Origin of the sequence: Pseudarthrobacter sp. NBSH8, assembly GCF_014217545.1 — a bacterium.
GTDB lineage: Bacteria > Actinomycetota > Actinomycetes > Actinomycetales > Micrococcaceae > Arthrobacter.
The window spans coordinates 313,652-330,343 of sequence record NZ_CP043178.1 but is presented as its reverse complement, the minus strand read 5'-3'; the positions used below and the strand labels follow the sequence as shown (position 1 = coordinate 330,343).

Annotated in this window: 13 protein-coding genes, 1 tRNA gene and 1 pseudogene; 5 read left to right on the top strand and 10 right to left on the bottom strand. The window is 66.0% G+C overall.

Annotated features, from left to right (window positions below; genetic code table 11):
• Nucleotides 1-12 precede the first annotated feature (12 nt).
• Nucleotides 13-594, bottom strand: coding sequence for a DM13 domain-containing protein (locus tag FYJ92_RS01485; protein WP_185262298.1), 582 nt, complete (start codon nucleotides 592-594; stop codon nucleotides 13-15).
• Nucleotides 595-731: 137 nt separating this feature from the next.
• Here FYJ92_RS01485 and FYJ92_RS01480 point away from each other — a divergent pair, with 137 nt between their 5' ends.
• Nucleotides 732-2,495, top strand: a complete 1,764-nt coding sequence (locus tag FYJ92_RS01480) for an HNH endonuclease signature motif containing protein (protein ID WP_185262297.1) — start codon at nucleotides 732-734, stop codon at nucleotides 2,493-2,495.
• A gap of 105 nt (nucleotides 2,496-2,600) precedes the next feature.
• Here FYJ92_RS01480 and FYJ92_RS01475 read toward each other — a convergent pair whose 3' ends face one another.
• From FYJ92_RS01475 to FYJ92_RS01455, 5 genes and pseudogenes are all read right to left on the bottom strand, one after another.
• Complete coding sequence (locus tag FYJ92_RS01475) at nucleotides 2,601-3,428, bottom strand: putative protein N(5)-glutamine methyltransferase (protein WP_185262296.1); 828 nt, start codon at nucleotides 3,426-3,428, stop codon at nucleotides 2,601-2,603.
• Between the two features lie 681 nt (nucleotides 3,429-4,109).
• The gene (gene malQ / locus FYJ92_RS01470; RefSeq protein WP_185262295.1) at nucleotides 4,110-6,368 is read right to left on the bottom strand and encodes a 4-alpha-glucanotransferase; all 2,259 of its coding nucleotides are present in this window, start codon (nucleotides 6,366-6,368) and stop codon (nucleotides 4,110-4,112) included.
• Nucleotides 6,369-6,483: 115 nt separating this feature from the next.
• A complete protein-coding gene (locus tag FYJ92_RS01465) occupies nucleotides 6,484-7,488 on the bottom strand; it encodes a LacI family DNA-binding transcriptional regulator (protein ID WP_185262294.1) in 1,005 nt (334 codons plus the stop codon).
• Nucleotides 7,489-7,500: 12 nt separating this feature from the next.
• A complete protein-coding gene (locus tag FYJ92_RS01460) occupies nucleotides 7,501-8,079 on the bottom strand; it encodes an HhH-GPD-type base excision DNA repair protein (RefSeq protein ID WP_185262293.1) in 579 nt (192 codons plus the stop codon).
• A gap of 17 nt (nucleotides 8,080-8,096) precedes the next feature.
• Nucleotides 8,097-9,520: pseudogene (locus tag FYJ92_RS01455) on the bottom strand (alpha-N-arabinofuranosidase); the annotation flags it as partial.
• A 324-nt stretch (nucleotides 9,521-9,844) separates the two neighbouring features.
• Between FYJ92_RS01455 and FYJ92_RS01450 the strand changes: the two are divergent.
• Complete coding sequence (locus FYJ92_RS01450) at nucleotides 9,845-10,759, top strand: ANTAR domain-containing protein (protein ID WP_255482245.1); 915 nt, start codon at nucleotides 9,845-9,847, stop codon at nucleotides 10,757-10,759.
• 56 nt (nucleotides 10,760-10,815) lie between these two features.
• Here FYJ92_RS01450 and FYJ92_RS01445 read toward each other — a convergent pair.
• Nucleotides 10,816-10,888: transfer RNA gene (locus FYJ92_RS01445), tRNA-Lys, on the bottom strand.
• Nucleotides 10,889-11,092: 204 nt separating this feature from the next.
• Between FYJ92_RS01445 and FYJ92_RS01440 the strand changes: the two genes are divergently transcribed.
• The 3 genes from FYJ92_RS01440 to FYJ92_RS01430 all read left to right on the top strand — a co-directional run bounded on the left by FYJ92_RS01440 (nucleotide 11,093) and on the right by FYJ92_RS01430 (nucleotide 13,652).
• A complete protein-coding gene (locus FYJ92_RS01440) occupies nucleotides 11,093-11,752 on the top strand; it encodes a hypothetical protein (protein ID WP_185262292.1) in 660 nt (219 codons plus the stop codon).
• A gap of 267 nt (nucleotides 11,753-12,019) precedes the next feature.
• Nucleotides 12,020-12,637 (top strand): DUF47 domain-containing protein, encoded by a 618-nt coding sequence (locus tag FYJ92_RS01435; protein ID WP_185262291.1) that lies wholly within the window; start codon nucleotides 12,020-12,022, stop codon nucleotides 12,635-12,637.
• 1 nt (nucleotide 12,638) lies between these two features.
• Nucleotides 12,639-13,652, top strand: a complete 1,014-nt coding sequence (locus FYJ92_RS01430) for an inorganic phosphate transporter (RefSeq protein ID WP_185262290.1) — start codon at nucleotides 12,639-12,641, stop codon at nucleotides 13,650-13,652.
• A 38-nt stretch (nucleotides 13,653-13,690) separates the two neighbouring features.
• On the opposite strand, the gene pstB is transcribed toward FYJ92_RS01430, so the two are convergent.
• The 3 genes from pstB to pstC form a co-directional block, all read right to left on the bottom strand.
• Entirely contained in the window at nucleotides 13,691-14,470 is a 780-nt protein-coding gene (gene pstB, locus FYJ92_RS01425) for a phosphate ABC transporter ATP-binding protein PstB (protein ID WP_185262289.1), read from the bottom strand.
• A 79-nt stretch (nucleotides 14,471-14,549) separates the two neighbouring features.
• Nucleotides 14,550-15,662, bottom strand: a complete 1,113-nt coding sequence (pstA, locus tag FYJ92_RS01420; RefSeq protein ID WP_185262288.1) for a phosphate ABC transporter permease PstA — start codon at nucleotides 15,660-15,662, stop codon at nucleotides 14,550-14,552.
• A complete protein-coding gene (pstC, locus tag FYJ92_RS01415; RefSeq protein ID WP_185262287.1) occupies nucleotides 15,663-16,595 on the bottom strand; it encodes a phosphate ABC transporter permease subunit PstC in 933 nt (310 codons plus the stop codon).
• Between the last annotated feature and the right edge of the window lie 97 nt (nucleotides 16,596-16,692).

Here is a 16,692-nt window from a genome sequence, read left to right as displayed (position 1 = left end):
GCATGCCCTGACTCAGGTGGCCAGCTCGGCAGCACCGAACGACACGCTGAACTGAACGCACCACAGATCAACCGAGCGGTACTTCGACAGATCCACGTCGGTGGGAAGCTGGTAAACCTGATTGCCCAGATTTCCCTTGATCAGGCCGAGGTCGTAGTAATCAGCGGAGCCGGCAGTGAACCACCCGGCCGTCCCTTCCACCACGTGCGCGGCACTTAACCAGACGTGCACGTCCGGACCGTTGGACGTAGCCAGGTTTTCGAGCGAGAGTAGCCTGGCACCGTCAGGCTGCTGGACGATCCGGACAGTTCCCGTGGTGGCGTGTTCATGGCTGATCAAAGTACCCACAGCAAGCTGCACCGGACCTGCAGGCACGGGTGCCGGCGTCTGCGTCGGCGCAAAGGGTGTAGGCGTGGCAGGTTGTGCTAGCGGTGGACCGCTGGCCACGATGGGAAGCTGTTCATCCACCTTCACATCCACAAAGAGAAGCCAGGGCTTGAACAACACAAGCCCAAGCACCAGTCCTACCGCTGCGACGGCCACCACAGCGACGATCCAGATCCGGCGTCGGTTTGGAGTTTGCGTTCCGCTCATGGGCTTTCCCGTCATGGACTCATCGTCCGCGTATCCGCCGTCCGCCGCAACGCACCAGCCACAACTGGGCGTGCGGCGTTTTGGGCGACGGCCGCAGTAGGCGCATAAATGTCGTACCCCTACGGCAGAGTATTCCTATGGAAGCTTTCGGGGATCAGCTTGCGGACGACGGCGGCACCACCGCCGCTGTGCTGACGCCCGACACCGGGGTGGCTGCGGCGATCGCCGCGGTGAACGCTGCCGCCGCTTCTGCCCCCGGGACGCTGGCGATGGCCGGCTACATCGACGCCGCCGATTTCGCCGGCTTCGTCGAGGACCTTTCCCGCACCGTGGACTACCTACAGATCCTCGCCGCCGGCGCCGTGGACCGCACCCGCACCCAGGCCATCACCGCCGCCGCCGCAACCACCCGGACCACCCGAGGCTGGATCACCGGGTGGGACAACGGCGTCGAAACCGTCCACGAAACCGACGCCGTCTGGCCCGCCGGAACCGCCGGAACCCCGGAGACAGCCACCGACACCGGTGGAACCAGATGCCCGGTGCCGCGGTCACCGGCCGATGACGGCTGCAAAACCACCGCCGAATTCCTGCGCCTCCGGCTCCGGATCGGACGCAGCGAAGCCACCCGCCGCATCCACCTCGCCCACAGCATCCTGCCGGCCACCACCCTCACCGGAGACCCCGTACCCCCAATGAGGGAACACCTCGCCGCGGCCCTCACCCCGGCCACGAACGGCCCGGCAGAGACCAGCGACAACGACACCGTCCCTGGGCCCGTGGTGTCCTCCCTCGCCGGGACCATCATCAGCGCCACCCTGGACCGCCTCAAACACCACACCACCCCGGAGAACCTGGACCGGATCGAACACGATCTCACCCACACCGCCGCCACCGCGGACCCCGACTTCCTCGCCCGCGTCGCCCGCCGCTGGGCCGACACCCTCGACGCCGACGGCACCGAACCCACCGAAGAAGCACTCCGCCACACCCAAGGCGCATTCATCCGCAAACCCCGCCGCGGCCTTCACCACCTCGAAATATTCGCCACCACCGACCAATACGAACACCTCGCCACCGTCATGAACGCCGCCACCAACCCCCGCACCACCACGGGCATAGAAACAGGCACGACCACCGGCATGGGGACCGGGGCGGCCAGCGACACCGAAGCCGCAGCCGCAGCCGACACCCCCACCACCGGGCAAGGCAATGACATCTGGCAGAACGCACACCCCGACCTGGACCGGCGCACCCGCTCCCAGAAACAACTCGACGGCATCATCGGCGCCCTCAAAGCCGCCCTCAGCACCAACCAACTCCCCACCACCGGCGGGAACCGCCCCCAAATCCTCGCCACCATCAACTACCACGACCTCCTCCCCCACCCAGCCACAGCCCAAGGCAGAGGAACGGACGCCGGCAACGGCGCAGGCACGGGCACAGGCGCGGGCACGGGCACGGGCACCTTCACCTTCACCGGGCCCGTCGCGGCAACCACCCTCCGCAAACTCGCCTGCGACGCCGACATCATCCCCGTCCTCCTCGGCACCCACGGCGAAATCCTGGAACTCGGCCGCAAAACCCGGCTCTTCACCCCCACCCAACGCCTGGCCCTGAGCGCCCGCGACCAAGGCTGCACCTTCCCCAACTGCACCATCCCAGCCCCCTGGTGCGAAGCACACCACATCACCTACTGGTCCCAACAAGGACCCACCAACGTCGGCAACGGCGCCCTGCTCTGCTCCCATCACCACCACCTCATCCACAAAGAACAATGGACCATCCACACCCGCAACGGCGTCCCCTGGTTCACACCCCCACGCCACATCGACCCCACCCAGAAACCCCAACAAAACCACTACTTCAAACCACCACCCCCGCCACCCCAACGCGAATAGACGCTGCCACAGCGCGAAAACGCGGCCACAACGCAAATGGGCGGGAATGCAGCGCAAATGGGCAGCCGCCACCGCAGGAAGGTGTGCCTCCCGGCGCACCCGTTACTAAGGCCGGGCCCGTCCGACCACGACGATGCCGTCCAGTTCTTCCGAGCGGACAGTCCTCACCGCGAAGCCCGCATGCGCCAGGATCGACGACGTCCCTGCGGCCTGCCGCTCGCTGGTTTCGATGATGAGATTCCCGCCCGGCCGCAGCCATTCGTTGGCCTCCGCAGCGACGCGGCGATGGAACTCGAGTCCGTCAGCGCCGCCGTCGAGCGACCATAAGGGTTCGTGCTCGCGGGCCTCATGGGGCATGGAATCGATAGAACTGGTGGGGACGTAGGGGGCGTTGACAGCCAGCACACTGATCCGGCCCTTGATGGTGGGCGGCAGTGCCTCGAACAGGTCGCCCTGGTGAACGTCACCACCCGCACGGCCGATGTTCCGGCGGGCGCAGGCCACCGCCGCCAGGTCAATATCCGCCGCATGGAGTTCCAGGTCTGCAATCCGGGAGGCTATGGCAGCACCCACAGCACCCGACCCGCAACAGAGGTCCACGACTACGTCGGGTTCCGAACCATCCAGGCGCTCCCGCATCGGGTCCGCCGAGAGCAGGGATGCGGCCTCAGTCACCAAGAGCCCGGTCCGGCGGCGCGGAACAAAAACCCCGGCATCGAGCTCAATCCGGAGTCCGCAGAACTCTGCCCAGCCGAGGATGTGCTCCAGTGGATACCCGGCAACGCGCTTCCCCACCGCCGAAGCGATCCGGGCCGGACCGGACATTGCCGCCAGGAGAAGTTGGGCTTCCTCCTCCGCAAAGACACACCCGGCCGAGCGAAGCCGCTCAGCGATCCCCAAAAGGGACTCAACGTGAAGTTCAGTGGCTGACATGGGTACACCTTCCGCGAACTGAGGGGCTCCGGGCACCATCGCCCGCCTCTGAATGTACGCGAACCTTGGCTCCGGCGGCATGTCTGAAAGGACTGGATGTATTCAGCGCAAGCGCTTACAGTGTGCCGTGGTTCACATGGCGATCGTTCTGTGATTGCCAGTGCGAACCGCACATTTACCCGTCAACTGACCCCACCCAATCGCAACTCCAACAGCAGCCTGTACCGCAACGCGGCTACCAGGAAAGTCTCCCTGACGTGAACGCACCCGCAGACAACGCCTCAACTACCCCGCGACATCGTGGCCGGTCTGTTCGTCGCAGCCATGCTCGTGTCGACTTCCGTCCTCCCGGCGCACACCGTGCCAGGCCCGAAGGACCCGGGTTGGCGCCGGCGGAGTCTTTGGCGGTGGGAACATCTCCTACACCCACGACGGCGGCCCGGCCACCTTCCGCTACGACCAGGTCACCCACCTGCTCACGACGGGCTAGGGCTGGTCACCGCAGGCTACGGCTTGTCGCGGGCCTGGGTGCGTACGGTTTGCCCCTAGCTCGTGACGAACCGTCTAATGGCGAGTTCGGCAGTGGGCGGCTCGCCGAAGAACTGCCGCTGAAGAGTGGTGTCCGCGACGCCTGGCTGCCCAGCATGCCGGTGCCTCCCACGACGAGGACTGGCCCGTCGGTCATTGGGGATCCCCCAGCGCTTCAGAGACGGCACCCAGCAAAGCGTTGAACCGTGGGTTGGCAGGGAGGTCGTCGATGAACACCGGCTTTCCGTCCGGATCACCGAGCGGGACCTGCCAGTTTGGGTACAGCGCCTCAGTGGTGCCGGGCTGGTTCTGCACCCGCCGCTCCCCCACGGCATCCACCAGCGCCACGCCAAGAAGGACCGACGGCGTCTGGGCCAGCAGGCGGTGCAGCGCCTCTATGGTGCGTTCTTCGCTGCCGGTGCTGCCGTCGTTCCCGTCGGCGGAGGCGCCGGCCGTGCCCCCATCCGCGGGCAGTAGGCCGCGTTCCCGCAGCAGCCCCATCATCTTTTCCAGCGTTGCCGTGTGCTCCGTCCGTTCCTCCGCCTCAGAGCGTTCCAGGAGGCCCAGCCTGCTGCGGAGCGCCACGTGGTCGCCCGCCAGGTAGCCCGCGGTGGGCGGCAAGTCGTGGGTGTTGACGCTGGCGAGGGCCTGCGTCCGGTAGCGTTCCGGTGGCAGGGGCGAATCGCCGTCGTTCTCGAACCAGAGGATGGAGGTGCCCAGGATGCCGCGGGCAGCCAGGTAGTCGCGCACCCACGGTTCGAAGGTTCCCAGGTCCTCGCCGATCACCACGGCGCCGGCACGCTGGGCTTCCAGTGCCAGGATGCCGATCAGTGCTTCGTGGTCGTACGTGACGTAGGCGCCGTCGCGCGGGGAGTTGCCAGCCGGCACCCACCAGAGGCGGAACAGGCCCAGCACGTGGTCCACCCGGATGCCGCCGGCGTGCCGGAGCACGCTGGAGAGCATGTTGCGGAACGGTGCATAGCCGGCCTCCGCCAGGCGGGAGGGATGCCACGGCGGCTGGTTCCAGTCCTGGCCCAGCTGGTTGTACATGTCCGGCGGCGCCCCCACGCTGATCCCGGGAGCCAGGACGCCACGAAGGGTCCAGGCGTCGGCGCTGCTGAGGTCAACGCCCACGGCGAGATCGTGCACCACACCCAGCCGCATCCCCGCCCGTCGCGCCGCCTGCTGCGCGTTCTCAAGCTGTTCGTCGCAGATCCACTGCAGCCAGCGGTGGAACCCGATCCTATCCGCCAGCTTCCCACGCAGCGACTCCGCTTCGGGCGAGCCCAGAGCGCAGTCCGGATCGGTCCACAGCGGATGGTCCGGTGCCAGGTCTTCCCGGATGGCGGACCACAGGGCGAAGTCATCCAGCCCGGAGCCGGAGATCCGGCAGAATTCGTCGAACGCTGCCTGCCGCGCCGGCGAGCGCCGGGCGTGATACAGCAGTTCGAGGGCCTGGAGCTTGGCGGCGTACACGGCATTGCGGTCCAGCCGTTCGCCGTCCTTGTTCAGGACCTGGACCTGCTCCTGCAGCCTGTCCACCGTTGCGCGCTTGCGCGCCTTCAGATAGGCGATTTCCGGGATGGCCTCCACCCGGATGTACAGCGGGTTGAAGAAGCGCCGCGTGGACGGCGAGTAGGGCGAGGGCTGGACCGGCGGCACGGGTTCCGCGGCGTGCAGCGGGTTGACCAGGACATAGTCCGCACCACGGGCGCCGCTGAGCGTGGCCAGATCCGCGAGGTCGGCGAAGTCGCCGATCCCCCAGGACCGCTTGGACCGCACGGAGTAGAGCTGCGTGGCCAGGCCCCATCCCCGACGCTCCATCAGGGAATCGGCGGTGGTGAGCCGCGCCGGAACCACCACCAGCGCACCCTCGGCTACGACGCCGTCGGACTCTGCCCTCAGCGTGTGCCAGCCCAGCGGCAACCCCTCCGGTACCGCGAAGGTGGCCCGGCCGGTGGCCACGCCATCCACGTCCTGTGGCGCCACCCAGAGATCCTGCGGGACGGCGTCCACCGGCTCGCCCGTTCCCGTTTCAAGCTCCACATGCAGGCGGGCCGTGGCACCGTCCCGGATGTGGACGGGAACCAGCGCGGATTCGCCCTGCTGAACCACGACGGCGGGGGGCAACATCCGCCGCCACGGCGCCACTTCCGCCTCGACCAGGGCATTTTCGATCAGTTGGTTCGTGTGAGCGGGGACGCCGAGCGCTGCCAGGACCTTGATCAGCGTCTCCGCGGAGACGCTGTGCGGCCGCCCGTCCCAGCCGTGGAACGCTGTGCCCACGCCGTGAGCGTCCGCCAAACTCTGGAGGAGTTGATGGTCCACGGGCTCATGAACGACGGCATCGCCGCCGCCCGACCGTGCCGGCGTGCCGAAAATCTGAGCGTGCTGCTGGTCTGGAGTCTTCATGGAATGTCCGCCTCGCCTGGTGTGTTGGGCCCGAACCTACATTGCTTGTTGACGCACGGGAGCAACACGCCCCCGCGCACGACTGTTGCAGCCAACGATAGCCGGGCGGCAGCCTTCAGGGCGCCGAATCCCGTATTTTCAGGACGAAGCCCGCCTCCGCGTGGACCCCGCCTGCCCTCGCTTCGAGCCCGTTAATCCGGTCGATCAGCAGGCCGATGGACCGTTCGGCAATCTCGTCCATGCCGGGCGACACGGTGGTAAGCGACGGCGAGGCGAACCGTGCCTCCTCGATATCGTCAAAGCCCACCACCGCAACCTCGTTTGGCACCTTCACGCCACGGACCAGCAGTTCATGCATGGCGCCCAAGGCGAGGGCGTCGTTCAGGCCGAAGACGGCGTCGAACGAAATTCCGCGCTCCAGGAGGCCGGCGACGGCGGCTGCTCCCCCGTCGCGGCGCCATTCACCGGGGGCCACCAATGCGGGGTCAAACGGGACGCCGGCGTCCTCCATTGCGCTCCGGTAACCGTTTAGCCGCAGACCGGCAGAGCCCGCGGACTCACCGGGCCGGGCGCCGAGCACGGCGATACGACGGCGGCCTCCCGCCAGCAGGTGGGCGGTGAGGGCGTGGGCGGCGTCCCGGTTTCTCATGGTGACCAGATCCAGCCGAGGATCCAGAATGTGCTCGCCGAGCAGCACCACCGGCTTTGTGCCGCGGTGGGAGGCGACGGCGTCGGCCCCCACGACCAGGGGCGTGAACAGCAGGCCATCGGTCAGCTGCCGCAGCGGACCTTGCAGGGCACCGAGTTCGTTGGCTTCCAGGGCGCCGGATTGTTGCACGAGCACCCGGTAGCCGCGCTGCTCCGCCGCCGTCATCACCCGCGAGGCCAGTTCAGCGTAGTACGGTGCTGCGAGGTCGGACAGCAGCAGGCCCAGCATGTGGGTCTTCCCCGAGCGCAAGCTGCGGGCCGTCAGGTTCGCCTCGTAGCCCAGTTCGGCGATGGCGTCCTGGACCCGTTGCCTGGTGGCCGGCCGGATGAACTCGTAGTCGTTGAGCACGTTCGACACGGTCTTCAACGACACCCCGGCCGCGCGCGCCACATCGTTCATGGTCACTGCCATGGTTGGTCAGCCCTAGACAGCCTTGGCCGCCGCCTTTGCTGCCTGTTTGCTGGCCCGCACCTTAACGAGCGATTCAGGACTCACGATGTCCGCAACCGAAAGGAAGGCGTTGTCCTGGCCGTAATGGCCGGCGGCCTCGCGCCAGCCGGAGGCGCTCAGCCCGCGCTGCTTCCCGAGGAGTGCAAGGAAGATTTTTGCCTTCTGCTCCCCGAATCCTGGCAGTGCCTGCAGACGGCGCAGCACCTCCGGGCCGTCGGGATCGCCCTTGGTCCAGATCAGCGTCGCGTCGCCGTCCCAGTCCTGCTGCACTGTTTCGGCGAGCGCCTGGACGCGACCCGCCATCGAACCAGGGAACCGGTGCACCGCGGGCCGCTCCTTGAACACCTCAACGAACGCCTGGGGTTCATACGCGGCAACGGCGGCCGGGGCAATGGACCCGATCCGGGCCCGGATCTTCTCCGGCCCGGCAAAGGCGGATTCCATGGTGATCTGCTGGTCCAGCAGCATTCCTGTCAGCAGCGCGAACGCGTCATCAGTCAGCAGTTGGTCGGCGGCCGGGTCACCGGTGATATGCAGTTCCATGGCCCTCATCTTTCCACCTCCCGCGGCTAGGAATCGAGGGCCAGCCGGATCATGGACCAGGACACCGCCGGGAGTTCCGCGGTGAGCCATCCGCCGTCCGCCTTGACGCTCACGTTCCGCGCAGGCAGGACCGACGTCGAGTCCTCCACCGTCGCCTGCCAGTGCGGGTCCTTGTTCGTGTAGGTGACCGCTTCCACCACCCGGACACTGCCGAGGCCGGCGACGGCGGCGTCCAGGGTCAGGGCGTCCGTCGCCGAGCGGTTCACGGCGAAGATGACTGCCTCGCGTTTATCGGCGTCGAGCGTTGCCACCGCGGACAGGGCGGCGAAGGCCGCCGTTGTGTCGCCGCTGACCAGCGAGGATTCGACGGCGAGCTGCAGCACCGTACCGGCGGCGTGGCGGCTGGTGAGGGCAAGGGGTGGAAGGTGGTCTGCTTCCACGCCCGTCCTCCCGGTTCGGTCATGATGGGGGCAATGACGTTGACCAGCTGGGCCAGGCTCGCTGCGTGCACGCGGTCCGTGTTGCGCAGCAGCATGATCAGAAGATCGCCTACGACGACGGCGTCCGCCACGGTGTATTTGTCCTCCAGCAACACCGGGGCCACCGGCCAGTCCGAGCCGGTTGGCGACTTTGATTCGGCGCGGCTCATGTGCCAGACGTTCCACTCGTCAAAGGAAATATTGACCTGCTTGTCGGACTTCTTCACCGACTTCACGTGGTCGATATGGGCCACGATGTCCCGGATGAAGGACTCCATTTTGTGTCCGGCAGCCAGGTGTTCCTGCAGGTCACCGATGTCCTCAAAGTACTGGTGGGCGGAAATCAGGTCCACGAGGTCGTAGGTCTCAGTCAGCACCACGCGCTCCCACTCGCCGAAGGTGGGTATGGTGGGCGCCGAACTGCCGCAGACCACCAGCTCAAGATCAGGATCAACCATGCGCATGCCGCGGGCGGTGTCTGCGGCGAGCCGGCCGTATTCGAGGGCGCTTTTGTGCCCGATCTGCCATGGTCCGTCCATGTCGTTGCCCAGGCACCACATTTTGATGCCATAGCCGCTGTCAGCTCCGTTGGCCTTGCGCTGGTCCGAGAAGGCCGTGCCACCGTCGATATTGCAGTATTCGAGCAGGTCCAGCGCCTCCTGGATCCCTCGCGTGCCCAGATTGACCGCCATCATCGGTTCCACTCCCGCCTTGACCGACCAGTTGGCGAACTCGTCGACGCCCACGGGGTTGGGGTCAGTGGAGTGCCAGGCCAGGTCAAGCCGTGCCGGGCGCTGTTCCACGGGCCCCACGCCGTCTTCCCAGCGGTACCCGGACACGAAGTTGCCGCCCGGGTACCGGACTGTGGAAACACCGAGTTCGCGGGTCAGTTCCAGGACGTCCGTGCGGAACCCGTCCGCGTCCGCCGTGGGGTGCTCCGGCTCGAAGATGCCGGTGTAGACGCAGCGGCCAAAAACAAGTACTACCTAATTTGAAAAACAAGTACCGATTACGCGTTCGCCGGGGACCACGTCCGAACTACCGTCGACTAGGAGCACAGACTCGCACATCGCATTGGATTGGATGTCTCACTAGGGGGTTGTGAGAAGGATGAATACACGACCTGGCAACCGCGTTTTCCCGTCCCAAGTGGCACGGGAAGTAAGCGGGGCCGGCGACGAGGAGGTCTTCGAGACCAAGGCCTCTCCCCCAGCCGTCGCCGGCCCTCCATTCTCCACTGGTCACATCCACCGCCCGCCACCAGCCGGATCCCGGCGACCCACGGCGAGCCGGACATGAAGTCCCGTTCCGAAGCGCCCCAGGCACACTCGTCGGCAGGCAGGCGTCCGCCGCTTGCTCATCCGACGCCGCACGCCATCCAGCATGGAGTCCCCCATCCGGGGCCGGCAGCAACCACGGACCGCAGACCCAGCCCGGCACCGGGCGATCATCCGGGCACGGACTCGGCCGCGAAAGCGATTACCACCGGGATGGTCGGGGCCAACGGGCTTATCCCCGATCTGGTCACCGGCTCGACGGACCTGACCGACTCCTTGGAGACCCTGGTCCACCTCGCGGCGGCCGCGCTGAGCCAGCTCGCCGGTGTCCCCATCGAATGTGCCCTGGTCCTGAACCGGGTCAAACGCGCCAGAGCCACCGCCGGAACAGGCACAAGGCCCGTATCCTTGGCCCGGCTGGAAGGGGAGGTCGGCGAAGGCCCCCTGACCGAGGCCCTCACCGGGACGGGTACCGCGGCCATGAACCACGTGGACTCCGACTTCCGCTGGGCACGCTACAGGCCGTACCTCCAGGACGCCGGGTTCGCCAGCGTCCTGGGACTTCGGCTTTCCCTGGATGAGGGCACCGAAGCTGCCATCGCCTTCTTCGCGGCCAGCTCCCAGGCGTTCCCGCTGCCCGTGATCGCCGAGGCCCGCAGCTTCACTGACCTGGCGTCCCGCGGCCTCAGGTTGGCCCTTGAGCTGCAGTCGGCCAGCACCAGGGCGTCGGATCTGCAGTCGGCCCTGGAAAGCCGGACGTCCATCGATATTGCCTGTGGCGTCATCATGGCGCAGAACAGGTGCTCCTACAACGACGCGATTGCCATCATCTCCAAGGCATCCAGCCACAGGAACATCAAGCTCCGCAAGGTGGCCGAGGGCATCCTGGCCAGCCTGCCGGGCGGTGCGCCGGACACTCATTTCGAACATTAGGCTCCCGCTTTACGACAGAAGACCAGAGACGGAGTGTCTCTGGTCTTCTGTGTGGGTGGGCCCTGTGGGGATCGAACCCACGACCCACGGATTAAAAGTCCGATGCTCTACCAACTGAGCTAAAGGCCCCAGCTGACCGTCAAAACGACCGATCAGCCCAGTCCATTTCTGGACGTAGAATACTTTACCCCACACACGGGGCGGGTTTGGCACGCAGGCGTGCGCCGCCGTCGTACGTTCCGCATTCCGCGCAGTGCCACCGGCGCAGGCACGGTCTATCCCGGCTGCGAACAGCACTCGATTTCCCGCGCGGCACAGGAGTAGCGTGGGGGCATGAGCGAACAAGCAGGACCCAGTCACTACGGCGGAGCCAACCGGCATCACAAGCCCAAGCCGTTCGCCCCCATCGATTTTGAACCGTTCGCCGGCGGACCGGATCCCGCGCGGGTGTCCGAGGCCGCCCACCTCGCCGCCCAGGCTCTGGTCCGCCACGGACGCGACAGCGACGACCCCGTCATCACCGAACGGCTGGTCAAGCTGACGGACGAACAGGGGCTGGAGGCCATCGCAGAGATGTGGGCGGAAAGCCCCGCGCGTTCGCTGCCCGGTGCCCTCTGGCGGCTTTACGCCCTGCGCGCGGCCACCGTCCAGGACCCGGAACGGATCTCCGTGTACTTCCGCGCGGGCAAGGACACCGCTCAGGTCTCCCATGTAGTGGCCGGCGCCGCGGAACCGCCTGGAGCCGAAGAAATGCGGGCCATGGCGGACGCCATTCTTTCCGGAGCGTTCGACGGCGAGTTCGACGTCGCGCTGGAGCGTTCTGCCGCGTTCTGCCGTGTGGTGGCGCTTGGCCAGGCGACCATCGCCGACGGCGCCGAGCTCGGCAACGAAGCCCACGCCAGCAAGCTCACGCGCAACTCGCACCAGCTCGTGAAGACCGCCGAGGACCTTGAGCACGCGGCGAATGCCTGGCGACTGGGCGAGCTCGACTGAACCACCTGCGCCCATCTGTCAATGTTGACTTGGGCGGGGCAACGTAGAACACTGAAACTGGTGCCGAGCCGCGAAACCCCCGGGCTTCAACAATTAGCCGCCTAGAGCGGCCTACCGCCGAGAGGCGTATCCGGTTCGGCACCATTTTTATGCCTGTTTTCAGGCCACGGCCGCCGGCCGCTAGAATCAACACAGTTGCTGGCCTGCGTCAAGTCACAAGCGGGCGGCCCACCAACCCTGCACATCCCCGGAGACCGGTATCCCAACGTGAAGCTGCGCCTTTTTCCCCAGGAGCCCGCAGGGCTGACCTTGCTGTCCCAGATGGCCCAGCAAATTGTGCATGCCAGCGCCACCATGGCAGAGATCCTGGGCGTACCCGCCACTGAGCACGCCAAGCTCGTGGACGACATGCACGACCACGAAGCCAAGTCCGCCGAACTGCATTTCGCCCTGCTCACCCACATGCGCACGAGCTTTGTGAACCCGCTCCCCCGCGAAGACATGTACGCTCTGTCCCGATACCTGAACGAGGCCCTCGAAAAACTGGACGGCGCTGCGGAGCTTGTGTCCCTGTATCAGCTTGACCGCCTGCCCCGGCGCGCCGCAGACCAGCTCGAGATCATCAGCCGGCAAGCCGAGCTCACCGTGGACGCCATGCGCCAGCTCAACAACCTCGACGACCTCGAGGATTACTGGATTGAGATTCTCAGGCTGGCTAAACGCGCCGAACGGACCCACCGGATCTGGGTAGCTGACATGATCCGGGACATGAAGTGGGCGCAGTATTCCCGTAACCGCGACGTCGCCAACCAGCTGGTCGAAGTCACTAAGGACATGCGCCGCATCGCTACCCAGGTAGGCAGCATCATCGTCAAGGAATCCTGACGTGACAGCAGTGATTTTCGGCGTTGTGGTGCTGTTGACCGCAACGTTTGCCTTCCTCAACGGCTTCAGGGACGTCTCAACGTCCGTGGCGTTGGCTGTCCGCACCAGGGCGCTGACGCCCAGCGTGGCCGTGCTGCTGGCCGCCTTTTTCAACTTTGTGGGCGCCCTGATCAGCGCCACCGCAGTGGTTGTCATAAGCCACACCTGGATTCACCTGCCGGATGGACAAAGCGGCCTCAGCATCCTGGTGGCAGCCTTGGCCAGCGCCTGCGCCTGGGGACTGCTCATGTGGTGGCGCGGCATCCCCGCGTCCTCCACGCACGCACTGGTGGGCGGCCTGGCCGGGGCCGGACTCGCCAGCCTGGCCGTGGGCGGGGTGGGAGTAGGCGGCGTTGACCAGTCCCTGCTGTTCCAGGTTCTCCTGCCCCTGATGCTCTCGCCCGCCGTCGCTTACGTTGGTGCATATCTGCTGGTTTTCCCCGTCACCTGGGCCGCGCGGTATGCCCAGCCGAACGTCATCAACGAGCGCTTCCGCCGCAGCCAGGCCATCGCGGCCGGTGCCGTAGCGTTCGGCCACGGCCTGCAGGACGGCCAGCGGGTGGGTGCCGTACTGCTGCTTGCCCTGCTCGCGGCGGGCTATTCCGACGGCGAGAGTATCCCCCTGTGGGCGGCGCTGGTTTCCGCCGTGATGATCACTGCCGGAACACTTTTTGGCGGCTGGCGGATCTCTTACACCATCGGCTACAAGATCACCAGGGTGGACCCGCTACGGGGCTCCGTGGCCCAGACCTTCAGCGCCGCCATGCTGTTTGTCGGCGCGATCGCGCTTCAATGGCCCCTCTCGACCACCCACACCGTGACGGCTTCCGTGTTGGGGGCCGGCGAAAACCAGCACTTCTCAGTCACTAACCGGAAGCTGGTCATGCAGATCCTGGCGCTCTGGGTCCTTACCCCCGCGGCAACCGCGGCAGGGGCGTTCGTGCTGGCCCTGGCGTTGTCACCATTGGCTGCCTGAGGGCAGGCCTTAGACGCCGCATTTGGCGGCGGTGGGGCTCAGCCGAAGCGGCCGGAGACGTAGTCCTCGGTGGCCTTCATACTGGGGTTGCTGAAGATGTTCTGGGTGTTCCCGTATTCGATCAGCTTGCCCGGCTTGCCGGTTCCGGCAATGTTGAAGAACGCCGTCTTTTCCGAAACGCGCGCGGCCTGCTGCATGTTGTGGGTCACGATCACCACGGTGTACTGATCCTTGAGATCGTTGATGAGGTCCTCGATGGCCATCGTGGAGATCGGGTCCAGGGCCGAGCACGGCTCGTCCATGAGGATCACCTGCGGTTCCACGGCGATGGCACGGGCGATGCACAGACGCTGCTGCTGGCCACCTGACAGGCCGGATCCGGGCTTTTCCAGGCGGTCCTTAACCTCGTTCCAGAGGTTGGCACCCTGGAGGGACCTCTCCACAAGGATGTCGGCCTCGCCCTTGGATATCTTCTTGTTGTTCAGCTTCACGCCGGCCAGCACGTTGTCCCGGATGGACATGGTGGGGAACGGGTTGGGCCGCTGGAAAACCATGCCGATCTGCGAACGCACCGTCACCGGGTCCACCCCGGGTCCGTAGAGGTTGTCCCCGTCCATAAGGACTTCGCCTTCGACGCGGGCGCCCGGCAGCACTTCGTGCATTCGGTTCAGGGTGCGAAGGAACGTGGACTTGCCACAGCCTGAGGGGCCGATGAAAGCCGTCACGGACTTGGCTTCGATGTTGATGCTGACGTCCTCCACGGCCAGGAAATCGCCGTAGTACACGTTCAGGTCTTTGACGTCGATGCGCTTAGACATGATGTTCCTTCACTTGCTGGGGTACGGATTGAAGTCTATGATTTGGCCGCGAGGACCGGAATCCCAAGCTGAATATTTTTCAGCGGCCGGTCTTGGGTGCGAAGATCCTGGCGATCAGCCGGGCGCCCAGGTTCAGGACCATCACCAGGATGATCAGCACCAGGGCGGCCCCCCAGGCCCGCTGCGAAGACGGGTCCGGGTTTGCCGGCGACGTGGGGTTCAGGATCTGGGTGTAGATGAACGTCGGCAGGGAGGCCATCCAGCCGCCGAACACGTTGTTGTTGATGCTGGTGGCAAACCCGGCGGTGACCAGGATGGGCGCGGTCTCGCCGATAACGCGGGCGATCGCCAAGGTGACGCCGGACGCGATGCCGGAGATCGCCGTCGGAATAACCACCTTGATGATGGTGCGCCACTTGCGCACGCCCAGCGCGTAGGCTGCTTCGCGCAGTTCGTTGGGGACGATCTTCAGCATTTCCTCGCTGGAACGCACCACCACGGGGATCATCAGGACGGAAAGCGCGACGGCGGCGACGGCACCGGTTTTGGTGCCGGGCCCAACCACGGCGAAGAAGAACGCTGCGGCAAAAAGGCCGGCCACGATGGACGGGATGCCGGTCATAACGTCCACAAAGAACGTGATGGCGCGGGCCAGCCGGCCGTCGTTGCCGTACTCCACCAGGTAGATGGCGGTCAGCAGGCCGACGGGCACAGAGATGACGGTGGCGACCAGCGTCATCTGCACCGTACCCACCAGTGCGTGGTAGATGCCGCCGATCACGGGGGCGCCCTCTTCGACAGCCTTATTGTCGTAGGCGCCGGTGACGCCGTTCATGGAGTTGGTGAGGAAACCCGGGGCGATCAGGCCGGGAACACCGTTGACCAGAACCGTCCAGATTACGGAGATCAGCGGGAGGAGCGCGACCAGGAATGAACCCACCACGAGGCAAGTCGCCAGCTTGTCCTTGGCTTTACGGGAGCCCTCCACAACAGCGCTCCAGCCCACCAGGCCGGCGGTGAAGAGGATGGCCGAGACAATGCCCCAGCCGAACGCATTAAAACCGATCAGGGCCAGGATCGCGGCACCCACGATGAGCGCGAGCGCCAGGACAACGTACGGCGCAAAAGGAGGCAACTGGCCCTTGGTCAGGGCTGAACGCTTGCTGCGCACGGGAGTGAGAGTGGAGGACATTTAGTTTGCTCCCGAGAATTCTTTGTGCCGGGTGATGATCCAGCGGGCGATCATGTTGACTCCCAGGGTGATCACAAACAGGACCAGGCCGGCGGCGATCAGCGTGCTGACCTTGAGGCCGCTGGCTTCGGGGAAGTTCAGGGCGATCTCCGCGGCGATGGTCTGGTTGCCGGACGTGATCAGGCTGGCGGTCAGGGCACCGGAGGAGAGGACCAGGGCAACCGCCATGGTCTCGCCCAATGCGCGGCCCAGGCCCAGCATCACGGCGCTGATGATGCCCGGACGGGCGAACGGCAGGACCGACATTTTGATCATTTCCCAGCGCGTCGCGCCGAGGGCCAGGGCGGCTTCCTCATGCAGCTTGGGGGTCTGCAGGAAGATTTCACGGCTCAGGGACGTGATGATCGGCAGGACCATCACCGAGAGCACAATGCCCGCGGTCAGGATGGTTTTGCCAGTGGCAGAGGCGGGGCCCTGGAAGATGGGCAGCCAGCCCATGTTCCCGGCCAGCCAGTTGTAGGCCGGGGATATTTCCTTGGCGAGGAATGCCGCGCCCCAGGCGCCGTAAACCACTGACGGGATGGCGGCCAGGAGGTCCACGACGTAGCCGAGGCCGGAGGCGAGTCCGCGCGGGGCGAAGTGCGAGATAAACAGGGCAACGCCGATGGCGACGGGTGTTGCGATCACCAGGGCGATGACGGCGGCAATGAGGGTGCCAATAACGATCGGCCAGATGTAGGCGAAGAAGCCTTCGCCGCCCTGGATTTCGGCTGCCGGGGCAGTGAGCGCCGGAATGGCCTGGACAACAAGGAACAATGCCACGCCGAACAGGACGGCGAGGATGAGGCACCCGGCGGCCAGGGCGGCGCCGGAAAAGATCTTATCCCCGGCGCGGCCTGCGCCCTGGGAACTGCTCAGGGGGGTGGCGGTCATTCCAGACCCTTCGGTTGTTGGTGGTGCCTAAATCGAGCGTACAAAGCCAAGTTCCCCGCCCCGCCTTTCGGCGTGGCGGGGAACGTGGTTCAGGGAC

Coding starts and splice junctions, on each gene's coding strand:
- FYJ92_RS01480 (WP_185262297.1), top strand. CDS start 732: ATGGAAGCTTTCGGGGATCAGCTTGCGGACGACGGCGGCACCACCGCC.
- pstC (WP_185262287.1), bottom strand. CDS start 16,595: ATGACCGCCACCCCCCTGAGCAGTTCCCAGGGCGCAGGCCGCGCCGGG.
- pstB (WP_185262289.1), bottom strand. CDS start 14,470: ATGTCTAAGCGCATCGACGTCAAAGACCTGAACGTGTACTACGGCGAT.
- FYJ92_RS01485 (WP_185262298.1), bottom strand. CDS start 594: ATGAGCGGAACGCAAACTCCAAACCGACGCCGGATCTGGATCGTCGCT.
- FYJ92_RS01450 (WP_255482245.1), top strand. CDS start 9,845: ATGAAGTCCCGTTCCGAAGCGCCCCAGGCACACTCGTCGGCAGGCAGG.
- FYJ92_RS01460 (WP_185262293.1), bottom strand. CDS start 8,079: ATGAGGGCCATGGAACTGCATATCACCGGTGACCCGGCCGCCGACCAA.
- FYJ92_RS01475 (WP_185262296.1), bottom strand. CDS start 3,428: ATGTCAGCCACTGAACTTCACGTTGAGTCCCTTTTGGGGATCGCTGAG.
- pstA (WP_185262288.1), bottom strand. CDS start 15,662: ATGTCCTCCACTCTCACTCCCGTGCGCAGCAAGCGTTCAGCCCTGACC.
- FYJ92_RS01465 (WP_185262294.1), bottom strand. CDS start 7,488: ATGGCAGTGACCATGAACGATGTGGCGCGCGCGGCCGGGGTGTCGTTG.
- malQ (WP_185262295.1), bottom strand. CDS start 6,368: ATGAAGACTCCAGACCAGCAGCACGCTCAGATTTTCGGCACGCCGGCA.
- FYJ92_RS01440 (WP_185262292.1), top strand. CDS start 11,093: ATGAGCGAACAAGCAGGACCCAGTCACTACGGCGGAGCCAACCGGCAT.